Origin of the sequence: Nonomuraea sp. B1E8 (genome assembly GCF_039871515.1) — a bacterium.
Taxonomy (GTDB): Bacteria; Actinomycetota; Actinomycetes; order Streptosporangiales; family Streptosporangiaceae; genus Nonomuraea.
In genome coordinates, this window is the sequence record NZ_JBDPLS010000008.1 from 219574 (window position 1) to 243403 (window position 23830).

The window sequence follows — 23830 nt, forward strand, 5'->3', positions numbered from 1 at the left end:
CCTGTTCCGGGAATCGATGGCGATTCCGTCACAACCTGCCATGCCTGGCCACGAGATGGACCGCTCCGCTCGCTCAGAGTGATCGAGATGGGTTTGTGATGGCCGGACAGATTGACTTGCCCGTACGGAACGGAAACTCTTGAGCCACTAGAAACGCGTTCTAGAGCGACAGTCCCAGGTCCGTCCCCGGAGGATGGGAATGAAGCCGTTCTATGTCCGCGAACTGAGCGTTTATCCCGTCGGCCGCCGCAGGATCTTCCTGCTCGCGATAGCCGTGCTGGCCAGCCTCGTGGTCAATTTCGAGACCACGATCGCCACTGTTCTGCCCCTCCTCATGGACGACCTGGGCATGTCGCTCACCGTCTACGGCCAGATCGCCGCACTGTCGGTGCTGGTGGGCGGCATCTCGGCGGGTTTCGGCGGCATCCTGTCCGACCGGTGGGGCCGCGTCAGGATCCTCGTGCCGACCCTGACCGTCACGGCCGCCTGCAACTTCCTGCTCGCCACCGTCGACACCGTGGCAGGGCTGTTCTGGATCCGGTGCCTCATGCTGTTCATCGAAGGCGCCGGCATCACGATCACCGCGTCGCTGGTGCGGGACTTCTCGCCGCGGATGGGGCGGGCGCAGGCGTTCGCGTTCTGGACGTGGGGGCCGGTCGGGGCCTCGTTCCTGGCCGCGCTCATCGCGGGCTTCACGCTGCCGCTGTTCGGCAACGCGTGGCAGTCGCAGGCGATCATCATGGGCGTCGTGTCGCTGGCGATGTGCGCGATCATCGCCTGGAAGATCGCCGAGCCGTCGGCCGCGCTGCGGGCGCAGGTGCTGGAGGACGAGCAGGCCGTACGGGTGGGGGAGATCATCGCTCACGGCAAGGTCAGGGAGCTGTTCAGGCACCCGCACCTGTGGGCGCACGTGCTCGGCAACACCGGCTGGCAGGTGCTCTACTGGACGTTCGCCATCTTCGGCCAGACGATCCTGTCGGGCGCGTTCGGCATGGACCCGGCCGTGGCCAACCGGGTCGTCGCGCTGAGCATCGTGCTCAACGCCCTGGCCGTGGTCGTCGTCGGCCGCATGTCCGACCGGCTGCGGCTGCGCAAGCCGTTCATCGCCGTGGGGACGGTGCTGACGACCGGTGCGATGGCGTACTTCATCACCCTGATCGGCCCCGGGGTCCCCACCGCGCACGTGACCATCGTGTACGCGCTGATCCTGCTGTTCATGGGCATCGCGTACGTGCCGTGGATGGCCAACTTCTCCGAGAACGCCGAGGACGTCGAATCCCGGCTGCAGGGCTCGGCGCTGGGCATCTGGGGCATGGTCGTCCGCGTCATGATCGTGGTGCTGCTGGTCGTCTCCCCGATCGTCGTCGAGGCCGGCGGCTGGCAGACGTGGCTGACCGTGGCGCTCGCCGGCCAGGTCGTGTTCCTGGTCTCCATGGCGGCCTTCAAGGGCCGCTGGCGGACGGCCGCCCCGGGGATCGCGGCCTAGCGTGCCGGCACGACGACCGCCTGGGCCTCCGTTCGCGCGGGCGGCGTTGGCAGCCGCCGCCCGCGGCTTCCGCGGCATTCGTGCGGATCTCAGGCGAACGGACCCACCTGCCCCGGCAGCGAGGGCTTGGCGGGGACGCCGGGGTCGGCGGCGAGGTCGAGGTCGCGCGTCTCGGGGGCGATGGCCAGGCCCACGGTCGTGACCGCCAGGGCGGCGACCACGTAGACCGACACCGCCAGCGTGGTCTGGAACGTGTGGAAGAGCTGGAGAGCGATGACCGGGGCCAGCGAGCCGCCGACGATGCCGGCCACCTGGTAGCCCATGGACGCGCCGCTGTAGCGCAGGCGCGTGCTGAACAACTCGGCGATGAACGCCGCCTGCGGGCCGTACATCGCGGCGTGGGTGACCAGCGCCACGATGGCGGCCAGCGCGATCAGCGGGAAGGATCTGGTGTCGAGCAGCGGGAAGAACACGAACACCCACACCGCGGCGGCCACCACGCCCGCCAGGTAGACGGGCCGCCGGCCGTACCGGTCGGACAGCGCGCCGGCCACGGGGATCAGGGCGAGCTGCAGCGCCGACGCGATCAGCACCGCGTTCAGCGCGTACGAGCGCGGCAGGGCCAGCTCCCCGGTGATGTAGACGATGATGTACGCCGTGAAGGTGTAGAAGGCGACGTCGACCCCGATCCGCGCGGTGAAGGCCGACAGCAGGGCGCGCGGGTGCGTGCGCAGCACCTCGAGCAGCGGCATCTTCGCCTTGACGCCGTGCTGCTCGACCTCGGCGAACAACGGCGACTCCGCGACCTTGAGCCGCACCCACAGCCCCACGAAGACCAGCGCGCCGGACAGCAGGAACGGCACCCGCCAGCCCCACGACAGGAACGCCGCGTCGGACATCGTGAAGGACATGACCGTGAGCAGGCCGGTCGCCAGCACGTAGCCCGCGGGCACGCCCACCTGCGGCCAGCTGGCGTTGAAGCCGCGCCGCCGGCCGTCGCCGTGCTCGAGCGACATGATGACCGCGCCGCCCCACTCGCCGCCGAGCCCCAGGCCCTGCACGAATCGGAGCAGCGCCAGCAGGACCGGCGCGATCACGCCGACGCTGGCGTAACCGGGCAGCACGCCGATGAGGAACGTCGAGACGCCCATCACCAGCAGCGTGACCACGAGGACGGTCTTGCGGCCCGCGCGGTCGCCGAAGTGGCCGAACACGATGCCGCCCAGCGGGCGGGCCACGAACGCCACGGCGTTGGTCGTCAGCGATGCCAGGGTGGCGTTGAACGGGTCGAGGTCGGGGAAGAACAGCTGGGGGAAGACGAGGGTCGCCGCGGTGGTGTAGAGGAAGAAGTCGTACCACTCCAGCGACGTGCCGATCAGGCTGGCGAGGATCACCCGCCGGGTCTGTTGCGTGGAGCCTGACATCGAATGCTCCTAGAGTTGATGGGGGATAGGTTCAACGTAAGGATCGTTGAACAATTCGACAAGAGGTTTGCTCCATGATTCCCTGTCAATCGTGGACAACGTGGTTGCTGATCTCTCCCAGGACCGGCCCCGCCTGGGACGCAGCAGCACGGCGGAACGGGTGGCCGACATCCTGCGCGACCGCATCAGCGAAGGCTTCTTCCCTCCAGGTCAGCGGTTGTCGGAGGAGTCCATCTCCGAGGCGCTCGGCGTCTCGCGCAACACGCTGCGCGAGGCGTTCCGGCTGCTCGGCCACGAGCGGCTGCTCGACCACCGGCTCAACCGCGGCGTGTTCGTCCGCCTGCCGTCCGCCGCCGACGTCTCCGACCTCTACCGCGTGCGCCGCGTGCTCGAGGGCGCCGCGGTGCGGCGTACCCCCGGCGAGACGGAGCTCGCGACGATCGGCGAGGCCGTCCGTGACGCCGAGCGGGCCGCCGCGAAGGACGACTGGCAGGCCGTCGGCACCGCCAACATCCGCTTCCACCAGGCCCTCGTCTCGCTCATCGGCAGCCCGAGGATCGACGAGGCCATGCGCCAGCTGCTGGCCGAGCTGCGCCTCGTCTTCCACGTGATGGAGAACCCGCGGGCCTTCCACGAGCCGTTCGTCGACCGCAACCGCACGCTGCTCGAGCTCATCCGGTCGGGCGGGCCCGATGAGGCCGCCGCCTACCTCGACGACTACCTCGACCACGCCGAGCGGCTGCTCATCCACGCCTTCGAACCGAGCCGCTAGCGTGGGCGCATGGACCGGATCTTCACCCTCGACGAGGCCCGTGCGCTGATCCCCGCCGTGATCGAGGACGCCCGCGTCGTGATCTCCGCCCGCGCCGACCTGGCCGAGATCGATTTCGACCGGCGTACGAAGGGGCGCTCCGAGCTCGGCGGCCTGCCCGAGCTGAAAGGGCTGCAGGCCCGCGTCGAGGAGATCCTGAGCGGATGGAGCGAGCAGGGGATCGAGGTCAAGGGCATCGCGCCCGTGCTCGTCGACTTCCCCTCGGAGCTCGACGGCCTGTCCGTACGGCTCTGCTGGATCGAGGGCGAACGCGAGCTCGCCTGGTATCACCGCACCGAGCTGGGCTTCGCCGGCCGCCGCCCGCTCTGATCAGCGATCCGCGCACAGGGCCCGCCGCACCCGGGCGATGCCGGCCACGGCGGGCATACGCTGCCGGGGTGGAGGTTCACTCGACCAAGGCGATGGCCGCGCGAGCCGTCGACCTGTGCGTGGAGCTGCTGCACGAGCAGCCGTCGATCGAGTCGGTGTCGCGGATCCTGCGCGACCACGGGGAGAGCGGAGACCTCGATCTCGGCACGAACGACCTGACGGCGATGCGGGAGGCGGCGGCGCGGCTGCGCGAGGTGCTGGCCGCGCAGACGGCCGGCGAGGCGGCGGCCCTGCTCAACCGGCTGCTCGCCCGCGGAGCCCAGACGCCCAGGCTCACCAGCCACGGGGGTTCGACGACCTGGCACCTGCACGTCGACAGCGGTGACGACGCGCCGTGGGGGGAGTGGTTCCTGGCGTCCTCGGCGATGGCGCTGGCGGTGCTGCTCGCCGACCACCAGAGGGTTCCCGGCGGGCTGTGCGCCGCACGGAGCTGCGGGCGGCCGTTCCTCGACCTCGGGGGCGGCAGCCCGCGACGCTACTGCAGCGCCCGCTGCGCCACCCGCGAACGCGTCGCCGCCCACCGCTCCCGCTCCGGCACCCGCGCCCCCGGTTGATCCCCGGCGCTCGCCCGGTCACCGCCGCGGGATGAGCACCACCACGGCCACCGCCTGCAGCGCCGCTCCGGCCAGCAGGGCCGCGCCCGGCGAGTACGACGCCAGCGGGCCCGCCGTCGCGGAACCGAGCGCGTACGAGGTGATCTTCAGGCTGGCGGCCGTGGTGAACACCTGGCTCCGCAGGCGGGCGGGCGCCTCGCGGTGGCGTACGGAGAACAGCGCGGTGAGCTGCGGCCCCTCACCCGCTCCCGCGACGGCGGCGGCGATCACGGCGATCCAGTACGACTCCGCCACGGCCGCCAGCACCATCCCTGCCCCGAGCACCGCCGTCCCCCAGACCAGCACCCCATCCCACCACCGCACCTCACGGGCGGCCCGCGCTTCGCTTTCCGCGCCCGCCGGGTGGCGGGCGGTTCGTGCTTCGTTTCCCGCGCGGGCCGGAGCGCGGGTGGCCAGGAGCGCGTTCATCGCCAGCCCGCACGCCGCGGTGACGGTCAGCAGCAGCGCGCCGTGGCCGCTCTCTCCGGTGAGCCGGACACCCAGCACGGGTGCCGCCACGACCAGCATGGCCAGACCGGCACACGAGATCACGGACCCGGCCGTCGCCCTGCGCAGTGACGGATTCCTGGTGATGGCGGCGAACCCGGCGACCAGCTCCGCCCGTACGGACCGCGCCGGATGCCGCCCCGGCCGTCGATCGGGCGGCGTCCTGCCGGACGGAGCTCCCCCGGAGGGCGTCCGGCCAGGGGACGTCCAGCTGGCGGAGCTCCCCGCGGAGGATGTCTCCAGACGTGGGGGCAGGGTCCAGGCGACGGGCAGGGCGGCGAGCACGAGCGCGGCGCAAACAGGCACCGCCATGGTGCCGGCGCCCGCGGCCGCGAGCACGCCCACCACGGCGGGACCGGCGAGTCCGGCCACGTTGTAGGTCATGGCGTCGAGCGCGGTGGCACGGCCCAGCCGTTCGGGCCCGGCCACCAGCGGCAACTGCGCGGTCCAGCCGCCGGCGAGCGCGGGACCCAGCAGGCCGGTCGCGACGGCCACCCCGATGAGCGCCGCCTCCGGCACCCGGCCCAGCCCCGAGAGGACCAGCAGGAGCCCGGCCGCGTACCCCGACAGGCAGCAGGCGAGCAGCCTGCCGGGCCGCCGCGCCCGGTCGAGCAGCACGCCGAGCAGCGGCCCGCCCACGGCGGCCGAGACGGTGAGCCCGGCCAGCAACCACGACGCCGGCAGGGGAGATCCGGTGACGGCGAGTCCGGTGACGAGCAGCGCGGGCCCGGACATCTCATCCCCGGTGCGGGCGGCGACGGCACCGCCCATGTAACGGGATAACATCATGGAGACGTTACATGGGGATGATGGCCGTCGTGAGCGAGGGGTTGCCGGGGAGGCGCCGGAAACGTTCCAGGGTGCTGGAGACCGCTTCGCGATCGAGGACGGCCCGGCCTGGACGGACTGCGTGCCGCGCGGACCGGGCACATCATCGAGCCGCTCTGCGCCGCCGCGTGATCGAATGTGTGTTTGAACGATGACGTACACTCGTCCTCATGACAGCCGCGTTCCAAGCATCTCTGCTCGGCCTCGACGAGGAGCTCGCGGTCGGGCCGCTCGGCGACACGGTGCGCAGGACCCACCTCGCCCACGGCGCCTGGATCGACCTCAGGCCAGGCTGGCTGGCCGGAGCCGACGAGCTCTACGAACGGCTGGCCGAGACGGTGCCGTGGCACGCGGAGCGGCGGCACATGTACGACCGGGTCGTCGACGTGCCCCGGCTGCTGAAGTTCTACGACGAGCACGAGACCCTGCCCGACCCGGCACTCGACGAGGCCAGGCGGGCGCTCAACGCTCACTACGGAGAGGAGCTGGGCGAGCCGTTCCTTACGGCCGGGCTCTGCTTCTACCGCGACGGCCGTGACAGCGTGGCCTGGCACGGCGACACGATCGGCAGGGGCGGCACCGAGGACACCATGGTGGCGATCCTCTCGGTCGGCGACCCCCGCTCGCTGCTGCTGCGGCCGCGCGGCGGCGGTTCCTCGATCCGCCACGACCTCGGCCACGGCGATCTGATCGTGATGGGCGGGAGTTGCCAGCGCACCTGGGAGCACGCGATCCCGAAGACCAGCCGCCCGGCGGGGCCGCGCATCAGCATCCAGTTCCGCCCGCGCGGCGTGCGCTGACCCGTCCTCGACGTCTGCGAACCAGCCCAGAGGATCACTGCTGCCCCTCGCCGAGGAACGCGCCGATCAGCGGGTTGACCCGGTCAGGGGCCTGGCGGCCGGACCAGTGGCCGGCGCCTGAACATGGCGCTCGGCAACGGCTCCGCGGGCGCCCCCGCCGTCACTCCGCGCCCTTTCCCGCGGCGCCTGCCCTGGCTGGAACGGCTGGAATGGCGGGCGGTGGCGGGAGTGAGGCTCAGGCGGACACGCGCGACCCGCCCCAGGACAGGAGGGCCTCGGCGGTGCTGAACCGGCGGCTGGAGACGGACTCGCCGAGCAGCACGCCGACCAGCCGCCGCCCCTCCGACTCGCCCGCGAAGGCGAGGCTGTAGCCCGCCGCCCGGGTGAACCCGGTCTTCAGCCCGATCGCGCCCGGCGTCCCGAGCAGCCTGTTGGTGTTGCGCCAGCTGTAGGAGCGGTGGTCGTCGGTGGCGGCGAGCGTGTGCCGCCGCGTACCGGCGACCTCCTCGATCAGCGGCACCTGGAGCGCCTTGACCGCCAGCAGGGCCTGGTCCTCGGCCGTGGAGTAGCCGTCGCCGCGCGGGGTGGGCAGGCCGTCGGCGTTGACGTACTCGGTGTCCGACATGCCCAGCTCGCGGGCGGTCGCGTTCATCTTGGCGACGAAGCCCTTGACGCCGGGGCCGTACGTGCGGGCCAGCGCGTGGGCGGCGTCGGCGCCGGAGGGGAGCATGAGGGCGTACATCAGCTCGCCGACGGTGAGCCGGTCGCCGGGGCGCAGGCCGGCGGTCGTGCCGCCGCCCTCCTCCGCGTACGCGACGTCTTCGGCCTTGATCCGGACGACGTCGGTGGGTTCGGCCGACTTCAGTACGACATATGCGGTCATGGTTTTGGTCAGGCTGGCGACCGGCATACGCTCACGGGCGTCCTTGCTGAAAAGCACGTCCCCGGACTCGGCGTCGATCAGTTGGGCCGCGCGTCCGTACACCGCCGGGGTGTCTCTTTCCGCGGCCGTCATGACGGGCGCGGCGACCGGCGCCTGGGCGGCGGCAGGCGCGGCTACGCCGGTGACCAGGGCGGCGGCGCCTGCCAAGGCGACAAGTGGGGCTTTGCTGATACGCATGACGACAGGGTGCCGCGCCTTTTGGGGTGCTGTTGACGAAAAGAACAAAAATCCATGACCGGCTGTCAGAAACCCCGAAATCTCCGGGTCTTTCGTGAGGTAAATCTTTTGCCGAATACGCTCACCGGTCGTGCCAGAAGGTGCCGGTCACGCGTTCGCCGTGGGCCAGCTCCGCGAACAGGTCCTCCCAGAGCGGCATCACCTGCTCCGGCGCGTAGGCCCGTGCCGTCTCGGCCGCGGCCTGGCCCATGCGCACCCGCAGGTCCCGGTCGGAGATGACCCGCGTCAGGGCGTCGGCCAGCGCGTTCACGTCCCGCGGCGGCACGAGCACGCCGTCCACCCCGTCGGTCACCACGTCCCTCGGGCCGGTCGGGCAGTCGAACGCGACCACGGGCAGCGCGTGCGCCATGGCCTCGATCATCACCATGGGGAGGCCCTCGAACCGGGAGCTCAGCGCGTACACGGAGGCGTTCGTCAGCTCCCGGTCCAGCCGGTCGGTACGCCCTGCCAGCGTCACGTGGTCGCCCAGGTCCAGGCGCCGCACGAGCCCGTCGAGCTCCGCCTTCCTGGCGCCCGTGCCGAAGACGCGCAGCCGCCATTCCGGGTGGTGGGCCACGACCTGCGCGAAGGCCTCGATGAGCAGGTCGAAACCCTTCTGCGCGGTCAGCCGCCCGGCCGCGACCACTACGGGGTTCACCTGCCGGGACGGCTCCTGCTCCGCCCGGTGGGCCGCGTTGGGGATCTGCACGATCGGGGCCCCTGGGAGCAGGCGCTCGTATTCATGCCGGTTCGTGCGGGTCAGAACGGTGATCGCGTCGAGGCGGCCGTAGTGACGGGCGATCTGCCTGCGGATGGTGTCGGGATAGGCCGACAGGTTCATGTGCTCCTGCGCGACCGTGAGGACACCCCTGGGCGCGCGGCGGGCCGCGATCAGGTTGAGCGCGGGACGCGTGGTCACGAGGACGCCGTCGCGCAGCGCGGCCACGTAGTCCATCGCGGTGCGCTCCACCCGTTCGGTGAAGTACGCGCTCGCGAACTCCCCGCGCGGCACGACCTTCCCCCGCACCCGGCGCCACGCCCTGCGCCCGAGCGAGTCAGGACGCGGGCCGCCGCGCTGGTCCACGAGCGTCACGATCGGGATGCGCGGGTCCAGCCTGACGTGGGGTCTCTCGCGGCGCCGCACGAGGCTGACCAGTTCGACGTCGTGGCCCGCGGCGGCCATCGCGTTCGCCTGGTTGACGACCGTGCGGATGGTGCCGCCGGCGCCGTAGGCGTGCAGCATGAAGTAGCGGATCCTCATGGCGCCTGCTCCCGGGTCCGGGTGCGGACCCCCTCCGGGGCGGGCGGCACGCGGGCGCCGGGCGCGCGGGAGGGACCGGACCTGGCCAGCGTCGTGCTCGGTGTTCGCTGCCGGTACATGCCGGTGGAGGGTAACGGCCGTACCTGGCAGTTCCCTGGCAACGGCGGCACGCAGGGCGGGCGCGCGTGCCCGCGCATGATGATCAAGACTCGCTAGGGTGGCCACGAGCGGTGCCCGGCGAGGTCGAGAGGGATGAGCATGGACGAGGGACGACCGGCGGACGACGTGATCCTGGGCATGATCGCCGATCGCCTCAGCACGGCCATGGGCAGGCCGTGGCAGGTAGAGGAAGGCATGGCCAAGGGGCCGGGCACGCTCGCCGTCGTGCTGGGCGACGACCACTCCGGCGACCCCGGCCACCTCGACCTCGACTTCGTGCTCAACGTCGACCGCCCCGAGGACACCACGATCAGCGACTGCGTGGCCGGGTACGGCGGCACCACCGGAGAGGCCCTCGACCGGGCCGTCCAGGTGTGGCTCGGCACGACCGGCAGCGCCCTGATCGAGCTCCTCGTCCAGGACGGCTCGCACGCCGCCCACTTCGGCCCCGACGACCCCGACGGCTTCTCGGGCTGGCACGCCATCCACGGCGGCATCACCGGCTGGGGCACCGGCGACGACCACGAGGCCGTCCAGCGGTGGGCCGTCCAGCACGTGGTCCTGCCGCACCTGGCTCCCGCGCTGAAGGGCACGTTCGAGCGCGAACGCCTCATCGGCGTCAAGGCGTTCTTCGGCGGGGGCGAGGGCGCCGAGACGGCCGAGATCCGCGTCAACGGCGCCTACCACGAGGCGGGCTCGCGGGCTCTGGCCGAGCTGGACTGGCCGCGGCCCGAGCAGGGCATCTCGTACGCCCGCACCTTCGTCCTGCTGGTGCACGACGAAGCCGGCTGACCTTTCAGCCGCCATCGGCGGCGTTCGCATGGCCCCATGACCGACTCCCGCGCGCTCGCCACCCTCCGCCTGTTAGCGTTACCGCCAGGGGGGTGAGCTGCCGTGAAATCCAGGAATGGCAGGCCGGCGGTGCTCATGGACGTGGCGGTGCTGGCCGGTGTCTCGGCCATGACCGTCTCGCGCGTGCTCAACGATCCCGGCCGGGTGCGCGCCGAGACCCGGGCCCGGGTGCTGGCCGCGGTCAGGGAGCTCGACTACCGGCCCAACCAGGCGGCCCGCCAGCTGGTCACCGGCCGCTCCGGCGTGCTCGGCGTGGTCAGCATCGACACCACCCTCTACGGCCCCGCCACCACCCTCTACTACATCGAGCAGGCCGCGAGAAACGCCGGCTACAACGTCAGCATCGCCAGCCTCAGCTCGCTCAACCGCAGGTCGATGGAGGAGGGCGTGCAGCGGCTGCGCGCCCAGGCCGTCGACGGCGTGATCATCGTCGCGCCGCACGAGTCGGCCACCGAGGGGCTGCGCCACCTGCCGCCCGAGATGCCGGCGGTGGCGGTCGACGCCGGCGACGACCTCCCCGTGCCCGTGGCCAAGGTCGACCAGCGGGCCGGAGCCGTGCGCGTGACCAGGCACCTGCTCAGCCTCGGCCACCCCACGGTGTGGCACGTGGCGGGGCCGGCCGACTGGCTCGACGCCGAGGGCCGCATCGAGGGCTGGCGCGGCGTGCTGGAGGAGGCCGGCCGGCCGGTGCCCGGCGTGCTGCGCGGCGACTGGAGCTCGCGCTCCGGCTACCGGCTCGGCCGCGGTCTGGCGCAGGAGCCCGAGCTCACCGCCGTGTTCGTGGCCAACGACCAGATGGCGCTCGGCGTGCTGAGGGCGTTGCGTGAGGCCGGGCGGCGCGTGCCCGAGGACGTCAGCGTGGCCGGCTTCGACGACATCCCCGAGTCCGCCTACTACTGGCCGCCGCTGACCACCGTGCGGCAGGACTTCGGAGAGGTCGGCCGGCTCGCCTTCCACATGCTGCTCGACCGGATGGCGGGCGCCGACCCCGACGGGCGGCGCCTGGTCGAGCCGGAGCTCGTCGTCAGGGAGAGCACCGGCGCCGCCCCGGGGTGAGTCTCACGCCAGCCTGATCACGTTCCACGACACCGGCGGCAGCAGGACGCGCGCCGGGTCGTGCTCGACGTCGGGGTTCGGCCTGGGCGCGATCCGGTCGGGGGCATCGGCCGTGTTGCGGGCGTAGACGTCGGTGTCCGTCAGGGTGGTGGCCTCGACGATCCGCGCGCCGCCGAGCGCCCGCGTGTCGATCCGCAGCGACAGCGGCGCGTCCGTCGAGCGGTTGACCGCGAACAGCGTCGTGCCCTCCTCCGCGTGCGTGGCGACCGCGTGCAGCAGCGGCACCTCTCCGTACTCCTTCGTCTCGTACGACGGCGAGACCGGCTCCACCCGCAGCACGTCGCCCGCCGCGTGCCTGGACGCCTGCGCGAACGGATGGAACGTCGTCTGCCGCCAGGCCCGCCCGCCGGGTTCCGTCATGATCGGCGCGATCACGTTCACCAGCTGGGCCAGCGACGCGGCGGTCACCCGGTCGCTGTTGCGCAGCAGCGTGATCAGCAGCCCGCCGAACGCCACCGCGTCGGCCAGGTGGTAGTGGTCCTCCAGCAGCGGCGGCGCGACCGGCCAGTCGGTGGGCGGCTCGGCGCCCTGGAAGCGCGACAGGTACCAGACGTTCCATTCGTCGAAGGAGATGTCGATGCGCTTGCGCGACTTGAGCCGCGCCCCGACGTGGTCGGCGGTGGCCACGACCGAGGAGATGAAGTACTCCATGTCGGTCGAGCAGGCCAGGAAGCTGCCGAGGTCGCCGTCCTTCTCCTCGTAGTAGGCGTGGCAGGAGATGTAGTCGACCACGTCGTACGTCTCCTCCAGCACCGTGGCCTCCCACGCGCCGAAGGTCGGCATGCCGGAGCCCGAGCTGCCGCAGGCCACCAGCTCCAGGTTCCTGTCCATCGTGCGCATGGCGCGGGCGGTCTCGGCGGCCAGCCGGCCGTATTCGCGGGCCGTCTTGTGGCCGGTCTGCCAGGGGCCGTCCATCTCGTTGCCGAGGCACCACATCCTGATGCCGTGCGGCTCCTTCGAGCCGTTGGCGACGCGCAGGTCCGACAGCGTGGTGCCGGACGGGTGGTTGCAGTATTCGAGCAGGTCGAGGGCCTCGGCGATGCCGCGGGTGCCGAGGTTGAGCGCCATCATGGGCTCCACGCCGGCCTTGCGGCACCAGCGGACGAACTCGTCGACGCCGACCTCGTTGGTCTCGGTGCTGTGCCAGGCCAGGTCGAGCCGGCGCGGGCGCTCGGCGACCGGGCCGATGCCGTCCTCCCACCGGTAGCCGGAGACGAAGTTGCCGCCGGGGTAGCGGACGGTGGACACGCCCAGCTCCCTGGTCAGGTCGAGCACGTCGCGGCGGAAGCCGTCGCCGTCGGCCGAGGGGTGGTCCGGCTCGTGGATGCCGGTGTAGACACATCGCCCGAGGTGTTCGACGAACGTGCCGAAGGTGCGCCGGCGTACCGGAGCCACCTTGAACGCGGGATCGAGCGTGAGTTCTGCCTGGTGCACGGAGGGGACTCCTGGTGTTGCGCGGGCGTGACGTCGCTCCAGATTGTTAGCGTTATCAGCGGTGAGGTCAAGGGGTCCGCGCTCGCCCCCGGGATGTCGGGCAAGCGTTTTCCGCGGGGGCCTTGACAGGCCGGGTGTTACCGCTAACGCTCGGGTGACTCCAACGCGACACGGGGTCGGCGCTGCGACACGACCCGAACGCCATGACCCTGCCGGTGGGCCTGGCCAGCGTCGTGCAGGGCACGTTCGCGGTACGCGCAGATCATGGCCTCGGCGGTGCTGGCCGGGCTGCCGCTGCTGGTCGTGTTCGTGCTGTTCCAGCGGCAGATCGTACGCGGCGTCGCCCGCAGCGGCCTGGCGGGCCAGTGGCGGGCGGGGCCGGGTCTACTCCGAGCCTGAGCACTCGCGTACCTGGTCCGGGAAACATCGCGACGCAGTCGGCGACCTCCCGGGCCTCGCGGTCCTGCACCGTGGAGACCACATGCAGGGCGAGCGCGAGCGGCAGCGCCGCCAGGCCGGCCGCGAACCCGCCCGCGGTCACCGCCTGACGCATGACACGCCGCCGCGCCCCGTGGCCGCCAGGGCCGGGGCGCGACGGTCGTGGCGACCACGGGTCGTGGGGGGCACGTGACTTTCGGCCGGTCGCGTGCGCCCACGGGGACCTTAACGGATGGAGCGCGCGAAATATAGGTCTTGCCGTAATGGGGATTTAAGCCCTAGCGTCTTGATAATCCATACGACGTCCTGATTATTAAGACGAGGGCCTATGAGCGACCTGTCGCCCGCCATCGAACCCCGTGATCCCGCCTTCCTCATGCGCCCCGAGCGGCTGGCGTCCCTGCAGCCGTCCCGCTTCAGCGCCAGCCGGTCGCTCGTGGCGACCATGCTGCGAAAGGGATGGACGGTCGATGCGGAGCGGCTGGAGCTGGACGACCGCGGCGACGGAACGGCCGTCTACCGGGTCGAGACGCACGCGGGCGTGCTGTCGTTCGTGGCCTTCAGCACCGAACCGCGCTTCGTGGACCGCACCCCGCGGATCATCGGCCGGAGCTGGGACATGGTCGGCGCGCTGCTCGAAGGCGAGGCCGACGCGGGGCGGATCGAGCAGACGCGGACGGAGCTGCCCAAACTGTACGCGGGCCGCGCCGCGCCGGGGACGCTCGTGTGGTGCCGGTCCAACCGGAGCCTGCGGGCGTTCGAGCACGCGGTGGGAGCGCTGGCCGACGGGCGGCAGCCCAGCCTCGACCGGCTGCGCCACGTCGGCTACCTCATGCGCAACACCGGGCTGGACGCCAACGGCACGTTCGGCACCCGCACCTACCTGTCCTACGGGCCTGACCATCCGCTGATGGCGCCGTATCACGCGCAGATGCTCACCGCCTACCTGATGCGCGAGTTCAGCTTCGACCTGTGCGATCACCTGGCCCGCACCGCCCGCCCCGGCGCCGCGCGGCTCGCCCCCGCGCTGCGGCGCCATCTCGGCCTGGGCAACGGGTCGGCGCTGGGCCTGGTGCTGTTCGTCGCCAACCATCCGCGTATGGTCGACCGCTGGCTGCGCGTGCGCGAGGACGCCCTGGCGCGGGCCAGACGGCTCGGCTTCCCGGCCGGCGACCCGGCGTACGCCCGGCTCGTCAGCCTGCTCGACGGCGCGATCGTCCACCGCGAGCAGGACCCCGTGCGCTACGGCGTCTTCCCCGCCGGGCCCCGGCTGGCCGCCGAGCTGCGCCAGGTGCGGGAGCGCGCGGCCGAGCTGCGCGACGAGGGCCCGCGCGGGGCGCACCCGTTCGAGACGCTGCGGCGGGCGGTCGAGGGCACGGTGACCCCCGAGACCGAGGAGATCCTGAACGCGCTGCTCATGGAGCTCCTGCCGGACGAGGTGGACGAGGGGTTCGACCGGCTCATCGTGGACGAGCGGCTCATCGGCGACCCGGGCATGACGGTGCGGGAGTTCGGCGCGATGTTGCGCGGACCGTACGCGTGGGCGCACGACCTGCCCCTCGCCGACGAGGCGCGCCGGGCCAGGGTCTGGTACAAGTCGCGGGCCGCGGAGGAGCCGCGTTCCGGGCCGCGCGAGCAGTTTCCCGGTGGTTTCGACCTGTCGGTGGACGTGCCCGGCGACGTGCGCAGGCTGTCGCGGCTGATGGCCCGCTACGACCCGCGCACCCGGGTCGGCCGGGTGCTCTTCGAGCATCCGGAGGAGCGGGCGGCGGTCGAACGGCTCCAGGCGCTGCGCGACCTGCCGTACGCGCTGCCCCGGATGGACATGCTGGATCTGGACTTCCTGCCGGTACACGTCATCCGGCTGGCCAACGCCGCCTTCTACGGTCTCGACCGGACGAAGGACTTCCTGGGCCGCACCCTGCGCGGCCTGATCTTCCAGGGCGCTCCCGCACGCGCCGACCTGGCCGGTGGGGACCCAGGCCCGTGGTGGCAGCCCCGCGAACCCGACACCGAGGACATGACCCTTGACTGAGAACAACGCGCCGCGAACCCAGCCGCTGAGCACCGCGCTCAAATGCCTCAAGATGCTCGAAGTGGTGGCCGGTGCCGAGCGCTCGGTACGCGTCACCGAGCTGGCCCGAGAGCTCGGCCTGACCCGCGCCGCCGTGCACCAGCAGCTCGTCACCCTGGTCGCGGCCGGGTGGATGGAGCAGGCCGGTGACGGCACCTACCGGCTGACGTTGCGGCCGGCCCGCGTCGGGCAGGCGGCGCTGCGCCAGGCCGGGCTGGGCGAACGTGTGCTGCCGGTGATGGAACGCCTGGTGGACGTCGTACGCGAGGCCGTCTCCCTGGCCATACTCGAACGCGGCACCGCCACGATCATCCAGCGCATCGAACCAGGCCGCCCGCTCCAGGTGGACCTGCGGGCCGAGGCCAGCATGCCGATCAGCCGCAGCGCGTCAGGGCAGGTGCTGCTGGCCTACGCGACCGAGCGCCAGCTCGCCGAGCTGCGGGAGCTCGGCGTCGAGCTGCCCGGCGAGGACGAGCTGGCGCGGGTGCGCGAGCGCGGCTACGCGACCTCCGAGGGCCGCTGGCTCGAAGGCGTGCTCGGCATCGCCGCCCCCGTGTTCGACGTCGAGCGGCGGTGCGTAGGGGCGCTGAGCGTCGCGGGGCCGAGCAGCCGGTTCGACCACGAGAAGGGCATCCGCGCGCTGGGCGACGCCGTCGCCGAGATCAACGAGGTGCTGTCGGGCGGCCCGGCCGGCACCCGAGGGGAGCGGCCGTGAAGGCGCGTGCCGCCGGCGGGCGAAGGGAGCGAGTGTGACCGCGAACCGGCTCACCGTCAGCCTGCGGGAGACGCGGGTCATGACCGAGCGTCTCCTGCTGCTGCTGGGCGTGCCGAAGGGGGCCGTGCCCGCCGTGCGCGAGATGATCGTCGACGCGGAGGCCCTCGGCCTCGGCGGTCTGGCCTTCCTCGACTCCGCCCAAGCCGCCGCGACATCCTGGCGCGCCCCCGCCCTGACCGCCGCGTCCGGCGGGCGGGTCACGGTCGAGGCCCACGGCATGCCCGCGCCGTACGCCGCCCCCGCCCTGCTCGACCTCGGGGTGGCGCTGCAGCGCGAACACGGTCGCGCGGAGATCGAGGTCGGTGGCGTGCGCTCGGCCCATCTCCTCCTCGTCCTCCCGCACGCCGCCCTGCCCTACGGCGCCGGCGTCGACGTCACCTGCGGCGACGGCGCGCCGCGGCTGACGGTGGGCGAGCGCGCCCCGGCGGCGGACCCCGTGCCCCGGCATCTCGCGCGGGCCGTGCGGCGCGGGCTGGAGGTGGACGCCGCGCTGTGGTGGCGGCTCTATCACCGCTCCAACGACGCCCTCACCGAGGACACGCCCGTCTCGCGGCGGCACGCGGGCGCCACCCTCGACCCGGATGACCAGAACGCCGACGTCGACTACGTGGGAGCCAACCCGTGATCTTTGTTGATGGCTTGGAGTGCAGCACCTTCGACCGGGAGGTCTTCGAGGAACTGCGGGGCGGCGACCTCGGCTGCGTCACCGTCACGTGCGGGTTCTGGGAGGACGCGATCGAGTCGATGGACTCCCTGGTGGCCTGGCGCGACCTCGTGCGGGCCAACGCGGACCTGGTCGCGGTCGCCACGACGGCCGCCGAGATCGAGGAGATCCAGGCGGGCGGCCGGACCGCGCTGCTGCTCGGCTTCCAGAACAGCTCGTTCCTGTCAGGACGCATCGGCTACGTCGAGCTCTTCGCCGACCTCGGCGTACGCGTGGCGCAGCTCACGTACAACATCCAGAACGACGTCGGCGCGAGCTGCTACGACCCCGTGGACGGGGGGCTGACGAGGTTCGGCCGCGAGGTGGTCGAGGAGATGAACCGCGCGGGCATGGTCGTCGACCTGTCCCACGTCGGCGAGCGCACCAGCCTGGAGGCGATCGAGCACTCCGCCGAGCCGGTGGCCGTGACGCACGCGAACCCCGCGTCGCTGGTGCCGCACCCCCGCAACAAGTCCGACGGGCTGCTGCGGGCGCTGGCAGAGAAGGGCGGCGTGCTCGGCGTGTCCGGCTACCGCAACATCAGCGGCGCGTACGCCGCGAGCGCCGACACCTGGGCCGAGCTGGTGGCCAGGACCGCGGACCTGGTGGGCGTCGATCACGTCGGCGTCGGCTCCGACCTCGGCCGCAAGGTGGTGTACGCCGACCTGCAGTGGATGCGCCAGGGCAGGTGGACGAGGACGACACAGTACGGCGCCGGTTCGGCGGCCAACCCGGGCAAGCAGCCCCCGCTGCCCTGGTTCCCCGACACCCGGTCGTTCCCCGCGCTCGCCGAGGCGCTGGCACGGCGCGGGTTCGACGCAGCGGACGTGGCGGCGGTCATGGGAGGCAACTGGATGCGCCTCTACCACGAGGTGCTGCCGAACCGATCGACGAAGGAGTGAGCCCATGGCGACCTTGACCGGCAGGCAGGCGCCGCCCCGACCTGCGGCCATCGAGCTGCGTGGCGTCTCCAAGACGTTCACGCGCCGGAGCGCCGCGGTCCGCGCGCTGGATCCCAGCGACCTGGACATCGAGCCGGGGGAGTTCGTCTCCCTGATCGGCCCGAGCGGCTGTGGCAAGTCGACCCTGCTCAAGCTGATGGCGGGGCTGTTGGAGCCGACCGAGGGGTCGATATCCGTGGACGGCGTCCCGGTGACCGAGCCGCTGCCACAGGTCGGCGTGGCGTTCCAGAAACCGACGCTGCTGCGCTGGCGTACCGTGCTGGACAACGTGTGCCTGCCGCTCGACATCGCCGGCGAGGGCGGGGCCGACGGCCGGCACCGGGCCAGGGCGCTGCTGGAGATGATCGGGCTGGCCGGGTTCGAGAAGCACTATCCCCGGGAGTTGTCCGGCGGCATGGAGCAGCGGGTGGCCATCGCCCGCTCGCTGGTGGGCAGGCCGTCGCTGCTGCTGATGGACGAGCCGTTCGGCGCGCTCGACGAGTTCACCCGCGAGGACCTCAACGACGAGTTGCTCGGCGTGTGGCAGAGCGAGCCGAAGACGGTCGTGTTCGTCACCCACAGCATCTCCGAGGCGGTGTTCCTGTCGGACCGGATCGTGGTGATGAGCGCCAGGCCGGGCCGGGTCCACGCCGACATCCCCGTGCGGCTGTCGCGGCCGCGCGACAGAGGGCTGCGCGACCAGCCGGAGTTCTACGAGGCCATCCGGCACGTACGCGCCGCCCTTGACGAGGCGAAAGGCGGCGGCCGATGACGGCCCAGCTCGACACCGAACCCCGCCTGACCAAGCCTGGGCAGAGCGGCGGCGCATCGCGCGACGGCGCCATGTCCGCGATCCTCGCGGTAGCGATCTTCGTCGGCATCGTGGGCGCCTGGCAGGCGGTGGCCGCCGCGAAGCTGGTGTCGCCGCTGATCCTGGCCCCGCCCGGCGAGGTGGTCGCGGTCCTGTTCCGGCTGGCGGGCGACGGGACGTTGTGGCCCAACCTGCTGGCGACCGTGAACGAGACCCTGCTCGGCTTCGTGCTGGCGGTGGTGGCGGCCGTGCTCGTCGGGTCGGTGTTCGCGTTCTTCCCTATCCTCCGCAACGCCGTCTATCCGTACATTCTGATCTCGCAGACGTTTCCCAAGGTCGCCATCGCGCCGCTCATCGTGGCGGCGCTCGGGTACGGCCTGGCGCCCAAGGTCGTACTCGCGGCCCTGCTGGCGTTCTTCCCCGTGCTGGCCAACACGATCGCCGGGCTGACCGAGGTGAGCGAGGACGAGGTCAGCCTGTTCCGCGCGATGCGGGCGAGCCGCTGGCAGGAGCTGCGCTACCTGCGCGTGCCCAACGCGCTCGCGTTCATCTTCCCCGCACTGAACAGCGCCGCCGTGCTGGCCCTCATCGGAGCGATCGTCGGCGAGTTCGTGGCCGCGCGCGAGGGCGTCGGATACGCCATCGCGCAGTACACGGTCACCGGCGAGGTCGCGGCCACGTACGCGATGCTGATCGCCCTGTCGGCCTTCGGGCTCGTGGTGTACGGGGTGCTGTCTCTCGCCGAGCGCCTGGTACGCAGAGTCAAGTGATCATCAACCCCTGGAGTCTGAGATGAACAGATTCGGACTACGGCTGCTGGGCGTCATCGCGCTCGGAGCGGGCCTCGTGGCCTGCGGCGGCGGCGCCGGCGACGGCGAGCTCGTGTTCACCGTGCCGGACAAGGCGCTGACCGCGACCACCGCGTCCTACACGTCGGTCCCGATCCAGATGGGCTACTTCAAGGCCGAGGGCGTGGGCGTGACGATCCAGCCCGTGGACAGCGCCCCGTCGGCCGTGCAGTCCGTCGCCACGGGCAAGGCCTTCATGACGTACGCGTCCCTGAACGCCGCCATCACCGCGTACCAGAAGGATCCGAGCATCGCCGTGATCGGCGTGACCACCGGCAGCATCTTCCGCGTGGTGGTGCCGCAGCGGAGCCCGATCAAGACCGCCGCCGACCTGAAGGGCAAGACCATCGGCGCGAACTCGCTGGCCGGGGTGTCGGCGCTGTTCGCCAAGGGGGTCATCAAGGAGGCCGGGGGAGACCCCGCCAAGGACGCCACGTTCCTGCCGGTCGGGCTGGGCGCCCAGGCGGCCGACGCGCTGCGCGGCAAGCAGGTGGACGCCTACGCGGGCTGGGACGGCCCGAACGTGGTCATCGGCGACCTGCTCGGCACCGGCATGCGCGACATCCCCACGCCGCTGAACGACATGACCGGCACCTCCGCCCTGATCGTGCGCAAGGACTCCATCGAGAACGAGCCCAAGAAGGTGACCGGGATGGCGCGCGCCTTCGTCAAGGCCATGGTCTTCTCGCGGGAGAACCCCGAGGCGGCGATCAAGCTGCACTGGAAGCAGTTCCCCCAGTCCAGGTCCGCCTCCGACGTGCCGGAGGACAAGGCGCTGGCCCAGGCGGTGCGCATCCTGAAGCTTCGCATGGACATCACCGCCGGCCGCGGAGAGTCCGGCACGTACGGGGTGATCGACGACGCCGCCCTGCAGAAGACGGTCGCCACCTTCGCCCGGCACGGCATGATCACCTCGCCGCTCGACGTGAAGTCCAGCGGGCTGTTCGACTTCTCGCTGGCCGACCAGTACAACTCCTTCGACGAGAAGGCCGTCGAGGCGGAGGCGCGGAAGTGGAGAGCGTGATTCCCGCCGCCGCCCGCGCTGACGGGGTGACGCCATGACGAACGGGGCCGCACAGGTCGCCGCGGCGCTCGACGTCCTCGGTGTCCGGCACGTCTTCGCCATCGCCAGCATCCACAACCTGCCCATCCTGCACGCGCTGCGTGAAAGGGGCGGCATCGAGATCGTCGGCATGCGGCACGAGCAGGCCGCCGTCCACGCCGCCGACGGCTACGCCAGGGCCACGGGGCGGCTCGGCGTCGCCCTGGTGAGCACCGGCCCCGGCACCGCGAACGCCATGGGGGGCCTGTACGAGGCGTCGTTCGCCTCCTCACGGGTACTGCTGATCACCGGCCAGGTCGAAAGCGCCCATCTGGGACGCGGGCGCGGCTACATCCACGAGGCCGAGGGCCAGACGGACATGCTGCGCTCGGTGTGCCGTACCGTCTCGCTGATCCGCCACCCGGCCGACATCGGCGCGGAGGTCGTCCGGCTGGCGCGCGACGTGCTCACGGGGCGGCCCAGACCGGCTGCCCTGGAGATCCCGATCGACCTGCAGCGCATGCCCGCCGACGCGCCGCCGCCGGCTGTCACGTCGCCGCCCCGCGACGCCGTGGACGACAAGGCCGCCGAGGAGGCGGCGCGGCTGCTCGCCACCGCGCGGCGCCCCCTCATCTGGGCCGGTGGCGGCGTCGTCGGCTCCGGCGCGTCCGTGGCCGAGCTCGCCGAGGCGGCCGGGACGCCCGTAGTCACCTCGCGGGAGGGACGCGGTGCGCTGCCCGAGGACCACCCGCTGTGCCTGGGAGCCTTCCCCACCGTGGAGCCGCTGCGGTCGTACGTCGAGTCGGCCGATCTCGTCCTGGCCGTGGGCACGCGTTTCCAGATGCACCCGACGGACGCCTGGCGGTTGCGGCTGCCGGACAACCTCGTCCACCTCGACGTCGACCCCTCGGTGATCGGGCGTAACTACCCGGCCCGGCTGGCGCTCGTCGGCGACGCCCGGCGCGGCCTGGAGCAGGTGGCGGAACGGCTGCGCGACCACGCGGCGGCGATCCCCGACCGGTCGGGCTACCTGGCCGAGGGACGGGCGGCGTGGGCGGCGGCCAGGAAGCGGATCAGCGCCGAGATGGGGCCCGACCACGAGGCCATCTGCGCCTCGATCCGCCGTCACCTGCCCCGCCACGGCGTCGTGGTCCGTGACGCGACCGTCCCCGCGTACGTGTGGGGCGACCGAGTCCTGCCGATCCTGGCGCCGCGCACCTCGATCCGCCCCGCCGCGGCCGGCATAGGCCCGGGACTGCCCCTCGCCATCGGCGCCGCCACCGGCTCGGGCGCGCCGACGGTGCTGGTGCAGGGGGACGGCGGCTTCATGCTGAGCGCCGGCGAACTGGCCGCCGCCGCGCAGGCCGGAGCGCACGTGATCGTGTGCCTGTTCAACGACCGGGGCTACGGCGTGCTCCGCGAGATCATCCGCGGCACGGGGGAGGGCACGGCCGAGGACGTGGACCTGGCCACGCCGGACTTCGCGGCGCTCGGGGCGTCGTTCGGGATCGAGACGCGCCGGATCACGGACGCGGCCGGATTCGACACGGAGTTCGCCGCCGCCGTGAGCCGTCCAGGGCCCACGCTCCTGGACATCGATCTGACCGCCCTGGTTCCCATCCGCAGGTGAGCGGGCGGCGTCACGGCTCGACCGCGCGGGGTAGCGCTGCCCGGTGTCAGAACCCGTGACCGGGGAATGACATTCGCATGACAGGCGCCGTACCTGAAGCCGGCCACATTCCCCTCAAACGGGCTATCGGCCCCAAGCTTCTCATCCTGTTCATCATCGGTGACATCCTGGGCACGGGCGTCTACGCCCTGACCGGTGCCGTGGCCGGCCAGGTCGGTGGCGCCCTCTGGATGCCCTTCCTGTTCGGCTTCGTCATCGCGTTGCTCACCGCGATGTCCTATGTCGAACTGGTCACGAAATACCCCAGGGCGGCAGGGGCCGCGCTCTACACGCAGAAGGCCTTCAAGAAGCCCTTCTTCACGTTCATGGTCGCGTTCACAGTGATGTGCTCCGGCCTCACCTCGGCCAGCGCCGCCGCCCGCGCGATCGGCGGCGACTACCTGGAGGCGTTCTTCACGCTGCCGAGCGTGGTGGTCGGCATCATCTTCATCGTCGCCGTCGCGGCGCTGAACTACCGGGGCGTCTCCGAGTCGGTGAAGACCAACATCGTGTTCACGCTGATCGAGCTCACCGGCCTGGTGGTGATCATCCTGATCGGCGTCTACGCCGTGTTCACGGGGGCGGGCGAGCCCTCCAGGCTGGTCGAGATCGACGCCGAGCAGGCAGGTGGCCTGATGTACGCCCTGCTCGGCAGCACCGCGCTGGCCTTCTTCGCGTTCGTCGGGTTCGAGGACTCGGTGAACATGGCCGAGGAGACGCAGGACCCCTCACGGAGCTTCCCCCGGGCGATCTTCCTCGGGGTGGCGATCACCAGTGTCGTCTACATCCTCGTGGCCCTCACCTCATCGCTGCTCGTCGCGCCCGGGGTCCTGGAGGAGTCGTCCGGCCCGCTGCTCGAGGTGGTCAAGGCCGGCGGGCTCGCCTTCCCGCCGCAGCTCTTCGCCGCGATCGCCATCTTCGCCGTCGCCAACTCGGCTCTGATCAACATGATGATGGCCTCCCGGCTCGTGTACGGCCTGGCCAACGAGCGCGTGGTGCCCCGCCGCCTCGGCTGGGTCGATCCGCGCCGCCGTACTCCGGTGATCGGCATCATCTTCACCACCGCGCTGGCCATCGCGCTCATCTCGACGGGAGAGATCGCGGGGCTCGGCGACACGACCGCGTTCCTGCTGCTGTGCGTTTTCACGGTCGTCAACGTGGCCGTGCTCGTGCTGCGCAAGGACCGGGTGGAGCACGCGCACTATCGCACGCCCACGGTCTTTCCCGTGATCGGCGCCGTGCTGGCGTTCGTCCTGGCGAGCCCGCTGACCGGCCGGCCCGCCGAGGTGTACGTCCGGGCCGGGCTGCTCCTGGCCGTCGGGCTGGTCCTGTGGGGGATCAACTGGCTGGTGGTGCGCCGCCAGAGCGCCTCATAGGCGCACGAGCGGTGGCGCGGCTCAGCGGACAAGAGCACGGCACGCAGAGCGAAACCCCGGCTTCGACGAGAAGCCGGGGTTTCGCTTGAGCTGGTGGACGATACTGGGATTGAACCAGTGACCTCTTCCGTGTCAGGGAAGCGCTCTCCCGCTGAGCTAATCGTCCATGGAGGTGGCGACGGGATTTGAACCCGTGTGGACGGCTTTGCAGGCCGCTGCCTCGCCTCTCGGCCACGCCACCGAGCCCGAACTCCGAGCGGAAGACGGGATTCGAACCCGCGACCCTCACCTTGGCAAGGTGATGCTCTACCACTGAGCCACTTCCGCGTTGCT

21 protein-coding genes, 3 tRNA genes and 1 pseudogene are annotated in these 23830 nt (G+C 71.8%); 17 read left to right on the top strand and 8 right to left on the bottom strand.

The annotated features are described in order from the left end of the window. Positions 1–199 precede the first annotated feature (199 nt). Positions 200–1486 carry an MFS transporter gene (locus tag ABGA98_RS26355; protein ID WP_347621085.1) on the top strand — a complete coding sequence of 429 codons (1287 nt, stop codon included), beginning with the start codon at positions 200–202 and terminating at the stop codon, positions 1484–1486. Between the two features lie 89 nt (positions 1487–1575). Here the strand turns inward: ABGA98_RS26355 and ABGA98_RS26360 are convergent, their stop codons facing one another. Next, a complete protein-coding gene (locus ABGA98_RS26360) occupies positions 1576–2910 on the bottom strand; it encodes an MFS transporter (protein ID WP_347621086.1) in 1335 nt (444 codons plus the stop codon). A gap of 100 nt (positions 2911–3010) precedes the next feature. Between ABGA98_RS26360 and ABGA98_RS26365 the strand changes: the two genes are divergently transcribed. The 3 genes from ABGA98_RS26365 to ABGA98_RS26375 all read left to right on the top strand — a co-directional run bounded on the left by ABGA98_RS26365 (position 3011) and on the right by ABGA98_RS26375 (position 4665). Continuing rightward, positions 3011–3682: a GntR family transcriptional regulator gene (locus ABGA98_RS26365; protein WP_347621087.1), complete on the top strand. Its 672-nt coding sequence runs from the start codon at positions 3011–3013 to the stop codon at positions 3680–3682. Between the two features lie 9 nt (positions 3683–3691). Next, on the top strand, positions 3692–4051 hold the full coding sequence (locus tag ABGA98_RS26370; protein WP_347621088.1) for a DUF2203 domain-containing protein: 360 nt from the start codon (positions 3692–3694) through the stop codon (positions 4049–4051). A gap of 68 nt (positions 4052–4119) precedes the next feature. Further along, positions 4120–4665 (top strand): CGNR zinc finger domain-containing protein, encoded by a 546-nt coding sequence (locus tag ABGA98_RS26375; RefSeq protein WP_347621089.1) that lies wholly within the window; start codon positions 4120–4122, stop codon positions 4663–4665. 18 nt (positions 4666–4683) lie between these two features. Here ABGA98_RS26375 and ABGA98_RS26380 read toward each other — a convergent pair whose 3' ends face one another. Next, positions 4684–5997 (bottom strand): MFS transporter, encoded by a 1314-nt coding sequence (locus ABGA98_RS26380; RefSeq protein ID WP_347621090.1) that lies wholly within the window; start codon positions 5995–5997, stop codon positions 4684–4686. A gap of 212 nt (positions 5998–6209) precedes the next feature. On the opposite strand from ABGA98_RS26380, the gene ABGA98_RS26385 reads away from it, so the two are divergent. Then, positions 6210–6839 (top strand): alpha-ketoglutarate-dependent dioxygenase AlkB, encoded by a 630-nt coding sequence (locus ABGA98_RS26385; protein WP_347621091.1) that lies wholly within the window; start codon positions 6210–6212, stop codon positions 6837–6839. 235 nt (positions 6840–7074) lie between these two features. Here ABGA98_RS26385 and ABGA98_RS26390 read toward each other — a convergent pair whose 3' ends face one another. After that, complete coding sequence (locus tag ABGA98_RS26390) at positions 7075–7959, bottom strand: D-alanyl-D-alanine carboxypeptidase family protein (protein WP_347621092.1); 885 nt, start codon at positions 7957–7959, stop codon at positions 7075–7077. Between the two features lie 121 nt (positions 7960–8080). Then, positions 8081–9259, bottom strand: a complete 1179-nt coding sequence (locus ABGA98_RS26395; protein WP_347621093.1) for a glycosyltransferase family 4 protein — start codon at positions 9257–9259, stop codon at positions 8081–8083. 258 nt (positions 9260–9517) lie between these two features. Between ABGA98_RS26395 and ABGA98_RS26400 the strand changes: the two genes are divergently transcribed. Continuing rightward, entirely contained in the window at positions 9518–10210 is a 693-nt protein-coding gene (locus ABGA98_RS26400) for a DUF6348 family protein (RefSeq protein ID WP_347621094.1), read from the top strand. Positions 10211–10345: 135 nt separating this feature from the next. Further along, positions 10346–11326 carry a LacI family DNA-binding transcriptional regulator gene (locus ABGA98_RS26405; protein ID WP_347621297.1) on the top strand — a complete coding sequence of 327 codons (981 nt, stop codon included), beginning with the start codon at positions 10346–10348 and terminating at the stop codon, positions 11324–11326. A 3-nt stretch (positions 11327–11329) separates the two neighbouring features. Here ABGA98_RS26405 and ABGA98_RS26410 read toward each other — a convergent pair whose 3' ends face one another. Then, positions 11330–12820, bottom strand: coding sequence for an alpha-N-arabinofuranosidase (locus tag ABGA98_RS26410; RefSeq protein WP_347621095.1), 1491 nt, complete (start codon positions 12818–12820; stop codon positions 11330–11332). A gap of 191 nt (positions 12821–13011) precedes the next feature. Here ABGA98_RS26410 and ABGA98_RS26415 point away from each other — a divergent pair. The 10 genes and pseudogenes from ABGA98_RS26415 to ABGA98_RS26460 all read left to right on the top strand — a co-directional run. Next, positions 13012–13219: pseudogene (locus ABGA98_RS26415) on the top strand (hypothetical protein); the annotation flags it as partial. A gap of 367 nt (positions 13220–13586) precedes the next feature. Then, positions 13587–15293, top strand: coding sequence for a hypothetical protein (locus ABGA98_RS26420; protein ID WP_347621096.1), 1707 nt, complete (start codon positions 13587–13589; stop codon positions 15291–15293). Further along, positions 15286–16047: an IclR family transcriptional regulator gene (locus ABGA98_RS26425; RefSeq protein ID WP_347621097.1), complete on the top strand. Its 762-nt coding sequence runs from the start codon at positions 15286–15288 to the stop codon at positions 16045–16047. The genes ABGA98_RS26420 and ABGA98_RS26425 overlap by 8 nt, the downstream gene beginning before the upstream one ends. A gap of 34 nt (positions 16048–16081) precedes the next feature. Beyond that, entirely contained in the window at positions 16082–16732 is a 651-nt protein-coding gene (locus ABGA98_RS26430) for a hypothetical protein (RefSeq protein ID WP_347621098.1), read from the top strand. Further along, positions 16729–17712 carry a membrane dipeptidase gene (locus ABGA98_RS26435; RefSeq protein WP_347621099.1) on the top strand — a complete coding sequence of 328 codons (984 nt, stop codon included), beginning with the start codon at positions 16729–16731 and terminating at the stop codon, positions 17710–17712. The genes ABGA98_RS26430 and ABGA98_RS26435 overlap by 4 nt, the downstream gene beginning before the upstream one ends. A gap of 4 nt (positions 17713–17716) precedes the next feature. Next, positions 17717–18523, top strand: coding sequence for an ABC transporter ATP-binding protein (locus ABGA98_RS26440; protein ID WP_347621100.1), 807 nt, complete (start codon positions 17717–17719; stop codon positions 18521–18523). Next, positions 18520–19332, top strand: coding sequence for an ABC transporter permease (locus ABGA98_RS26445; protein WP_347621101.1), 813 nt, complete (start codon positions 18520–18522; stop codon positions 19330–19332). Before ABGA98_RS26440 ends, ABGA98_RS26445 begins: the two co-directional genes overlap by 4 nt. A 22-nt stretch (positions 19333–19354) precedes the next feature. Beyond that, positions 19355–20434: an ABC transporter substrate-binding protein gene (locus ABGA98_RS26450; protein WP_347621102.1), complete on the top strand. Its 1080-nt coding sequence runs from the start codon at positions 19355–19357 to the stop codon at positions 20432–20434. A gap of 34 nt (positions 20435–20468) precedes the next feature. Beyond that, positions 20469–22082 carry a thiamine pyrophosphate-binding protein gene (locus ABGA98_RS26455; RefSeq protein ID WP_347621103.1) on the top strand — a complete coding sequence of 538 codons (1614 nt, stop codon included), beginning with the start codon at positions 20469–20471 and terminating at the stop codon, positions 22080–22082. Positions 22083–22159: 77 nt separating this feature from the next. After that, complete coding sequence (locus tag ABGA98_RS26460) at positions 22160–23497, top strand: APC family permease (RefSeq protein ID WP_347621104.1); 1338 nt, start codon at positions 22160–22162, stop codon at positions 23495–23497. 91 nt (positions 23498–23588) lie between these two features. Here the strand turns inward: ABGA98_RS26460 and ABGA98_RS26465 are convergent. The 3 genes from ABGA98_RS26465 to ABGA98_RS26475 form a co-directional block, all read right to left on the bottom strand. Next, positions 23589–23663, bottom strand: a tRNA-Val gene (locus tag ABGA98_RS26465). Position 23664: 1 nt separating this feature from the next. After that, a tRNA-Cys gene (locus ABGA98_RS26470) sits at positions 23665–23738 on the bottom strand. Positions 23739–23752: 14 nt separating this feature from the next. Further along, positions 23753–23824 (bottom strand) — tRNA-Gly (locus ABGA98_RS26475). Positions 23825–23830 lie beyond the last annotated feature (6 nt).

Excerpts from the sequence above, each read along its gene's own strand:
- ABGA98_RS26460 (WP_347621104.1), top strand. The coding sequence starts at position 22,160 with ATGACAGGCGCCGTACCTGAAGCCGGCCACATTCCCCTCAAACGGGCT.
- ABGA98_RS26370 (WP_347621088.1), top strand. The coding sequence starts at position 3,692 with ATGGACCGGATCTTCACCCTCGACGAGGCCCGTGCGCTGATCCCCGCC.
- ABGA98_RS26400 (WP_347621094.1), top strand. The coding sequence starts at position 9,518 with ATGGACGAGGGACGACCGGCGGACGACGTGATCCTGGGCATGATCGCC.
- ABGA98_RS26390 (WP_347621092.1), bottom strand. The coding sequence starts at position 7,959 with ATGCGTATCAGCAAAGCCCCACTTGTCGCCTTGGCAGGCGCCGCCGCC.
- ABGA98_RS26450 (WP_347621102.1), top strand. The coding sequence starts at position 19,355 with ATGAACAGATTCGGACTACGGCTGCTGGGCGTCATCGCGCTCGGAGCG.
- ABGA98_RS26385 (WP_347621091.1), top strand. The coding sequence starts at position 6,210 with ATGACAGCCGCGTTCCAAGCATCTCTGCTCGGCCTCGACGAGGAGCTC.
- ABGA98_RS26455 (WP_347621103.1), top strand. The coding sequence starts at position 20,469 with ATGACGAACGGGGCCGCACAGGTCGCCGCGGCGCTCGACGTCCTCGGT.
- ABGA98_RS26420 (WP_347621096.1), top strand. The coding sequence starts at position 13,587 with ATGAGCGACCTGTCGCCCGCCATCGAACCCCGTGATCCCGCCTTCCTC.
- ABGA98_RS26440 (WP_347621100.1), top strand. The coding sequence starts at position 17,717 with ATGGCGACCTTGACCGGCAGGCAGGCGCCGCCCCGACCTGCGGCCATC.
- ABGA98_RS26380 (WP_347621090.1), bottom strand. The coding sequence starts at position 5,997 with ATGTTATCCCGTTACATGGGCGGTGCCGTCGCCGCCCGCACCGGGGAT.
- ABGA98_RS26360 (WP_347621086.1), bottom strand. The coding sequence starts at position 2,910 with ATGTCAGGCTCCACGCAACAGACCCGGCGGGTGATCCTCGCCAGCCTG.
- ABGA98_RS26355 (WP_347621085.1), top strand. The coding sequence starts at position 200 with ATGAAGCCGTTCTATGTCCGCGAACTGAGCGTTTATCCCGTCGGCCGC.
- ABGA98_RS26395 (WP_347621093.1), bottom strand. The coding sequence starts at position 9,259 with ATGAGGATCCGCTACTTCATGCTGCACGCCTACGGCGCCGGCGGCACC.
- ABGA98_RS26445 (WP_347621101.1), top strand. The coding sequence starts at position 18,520 with ATGACGGCCCAGCTCGACACCGAACCCCGCCTGACCAAGCCTGGGCAG.
- ABGA98_RS26405 (WP_347621297.1), top strand. The coding sequence starts at position 10,346 with ATGGACGTGGCGGTGCTGGCCGGTGTCTCGGCCATGACCGTCTCGCGC.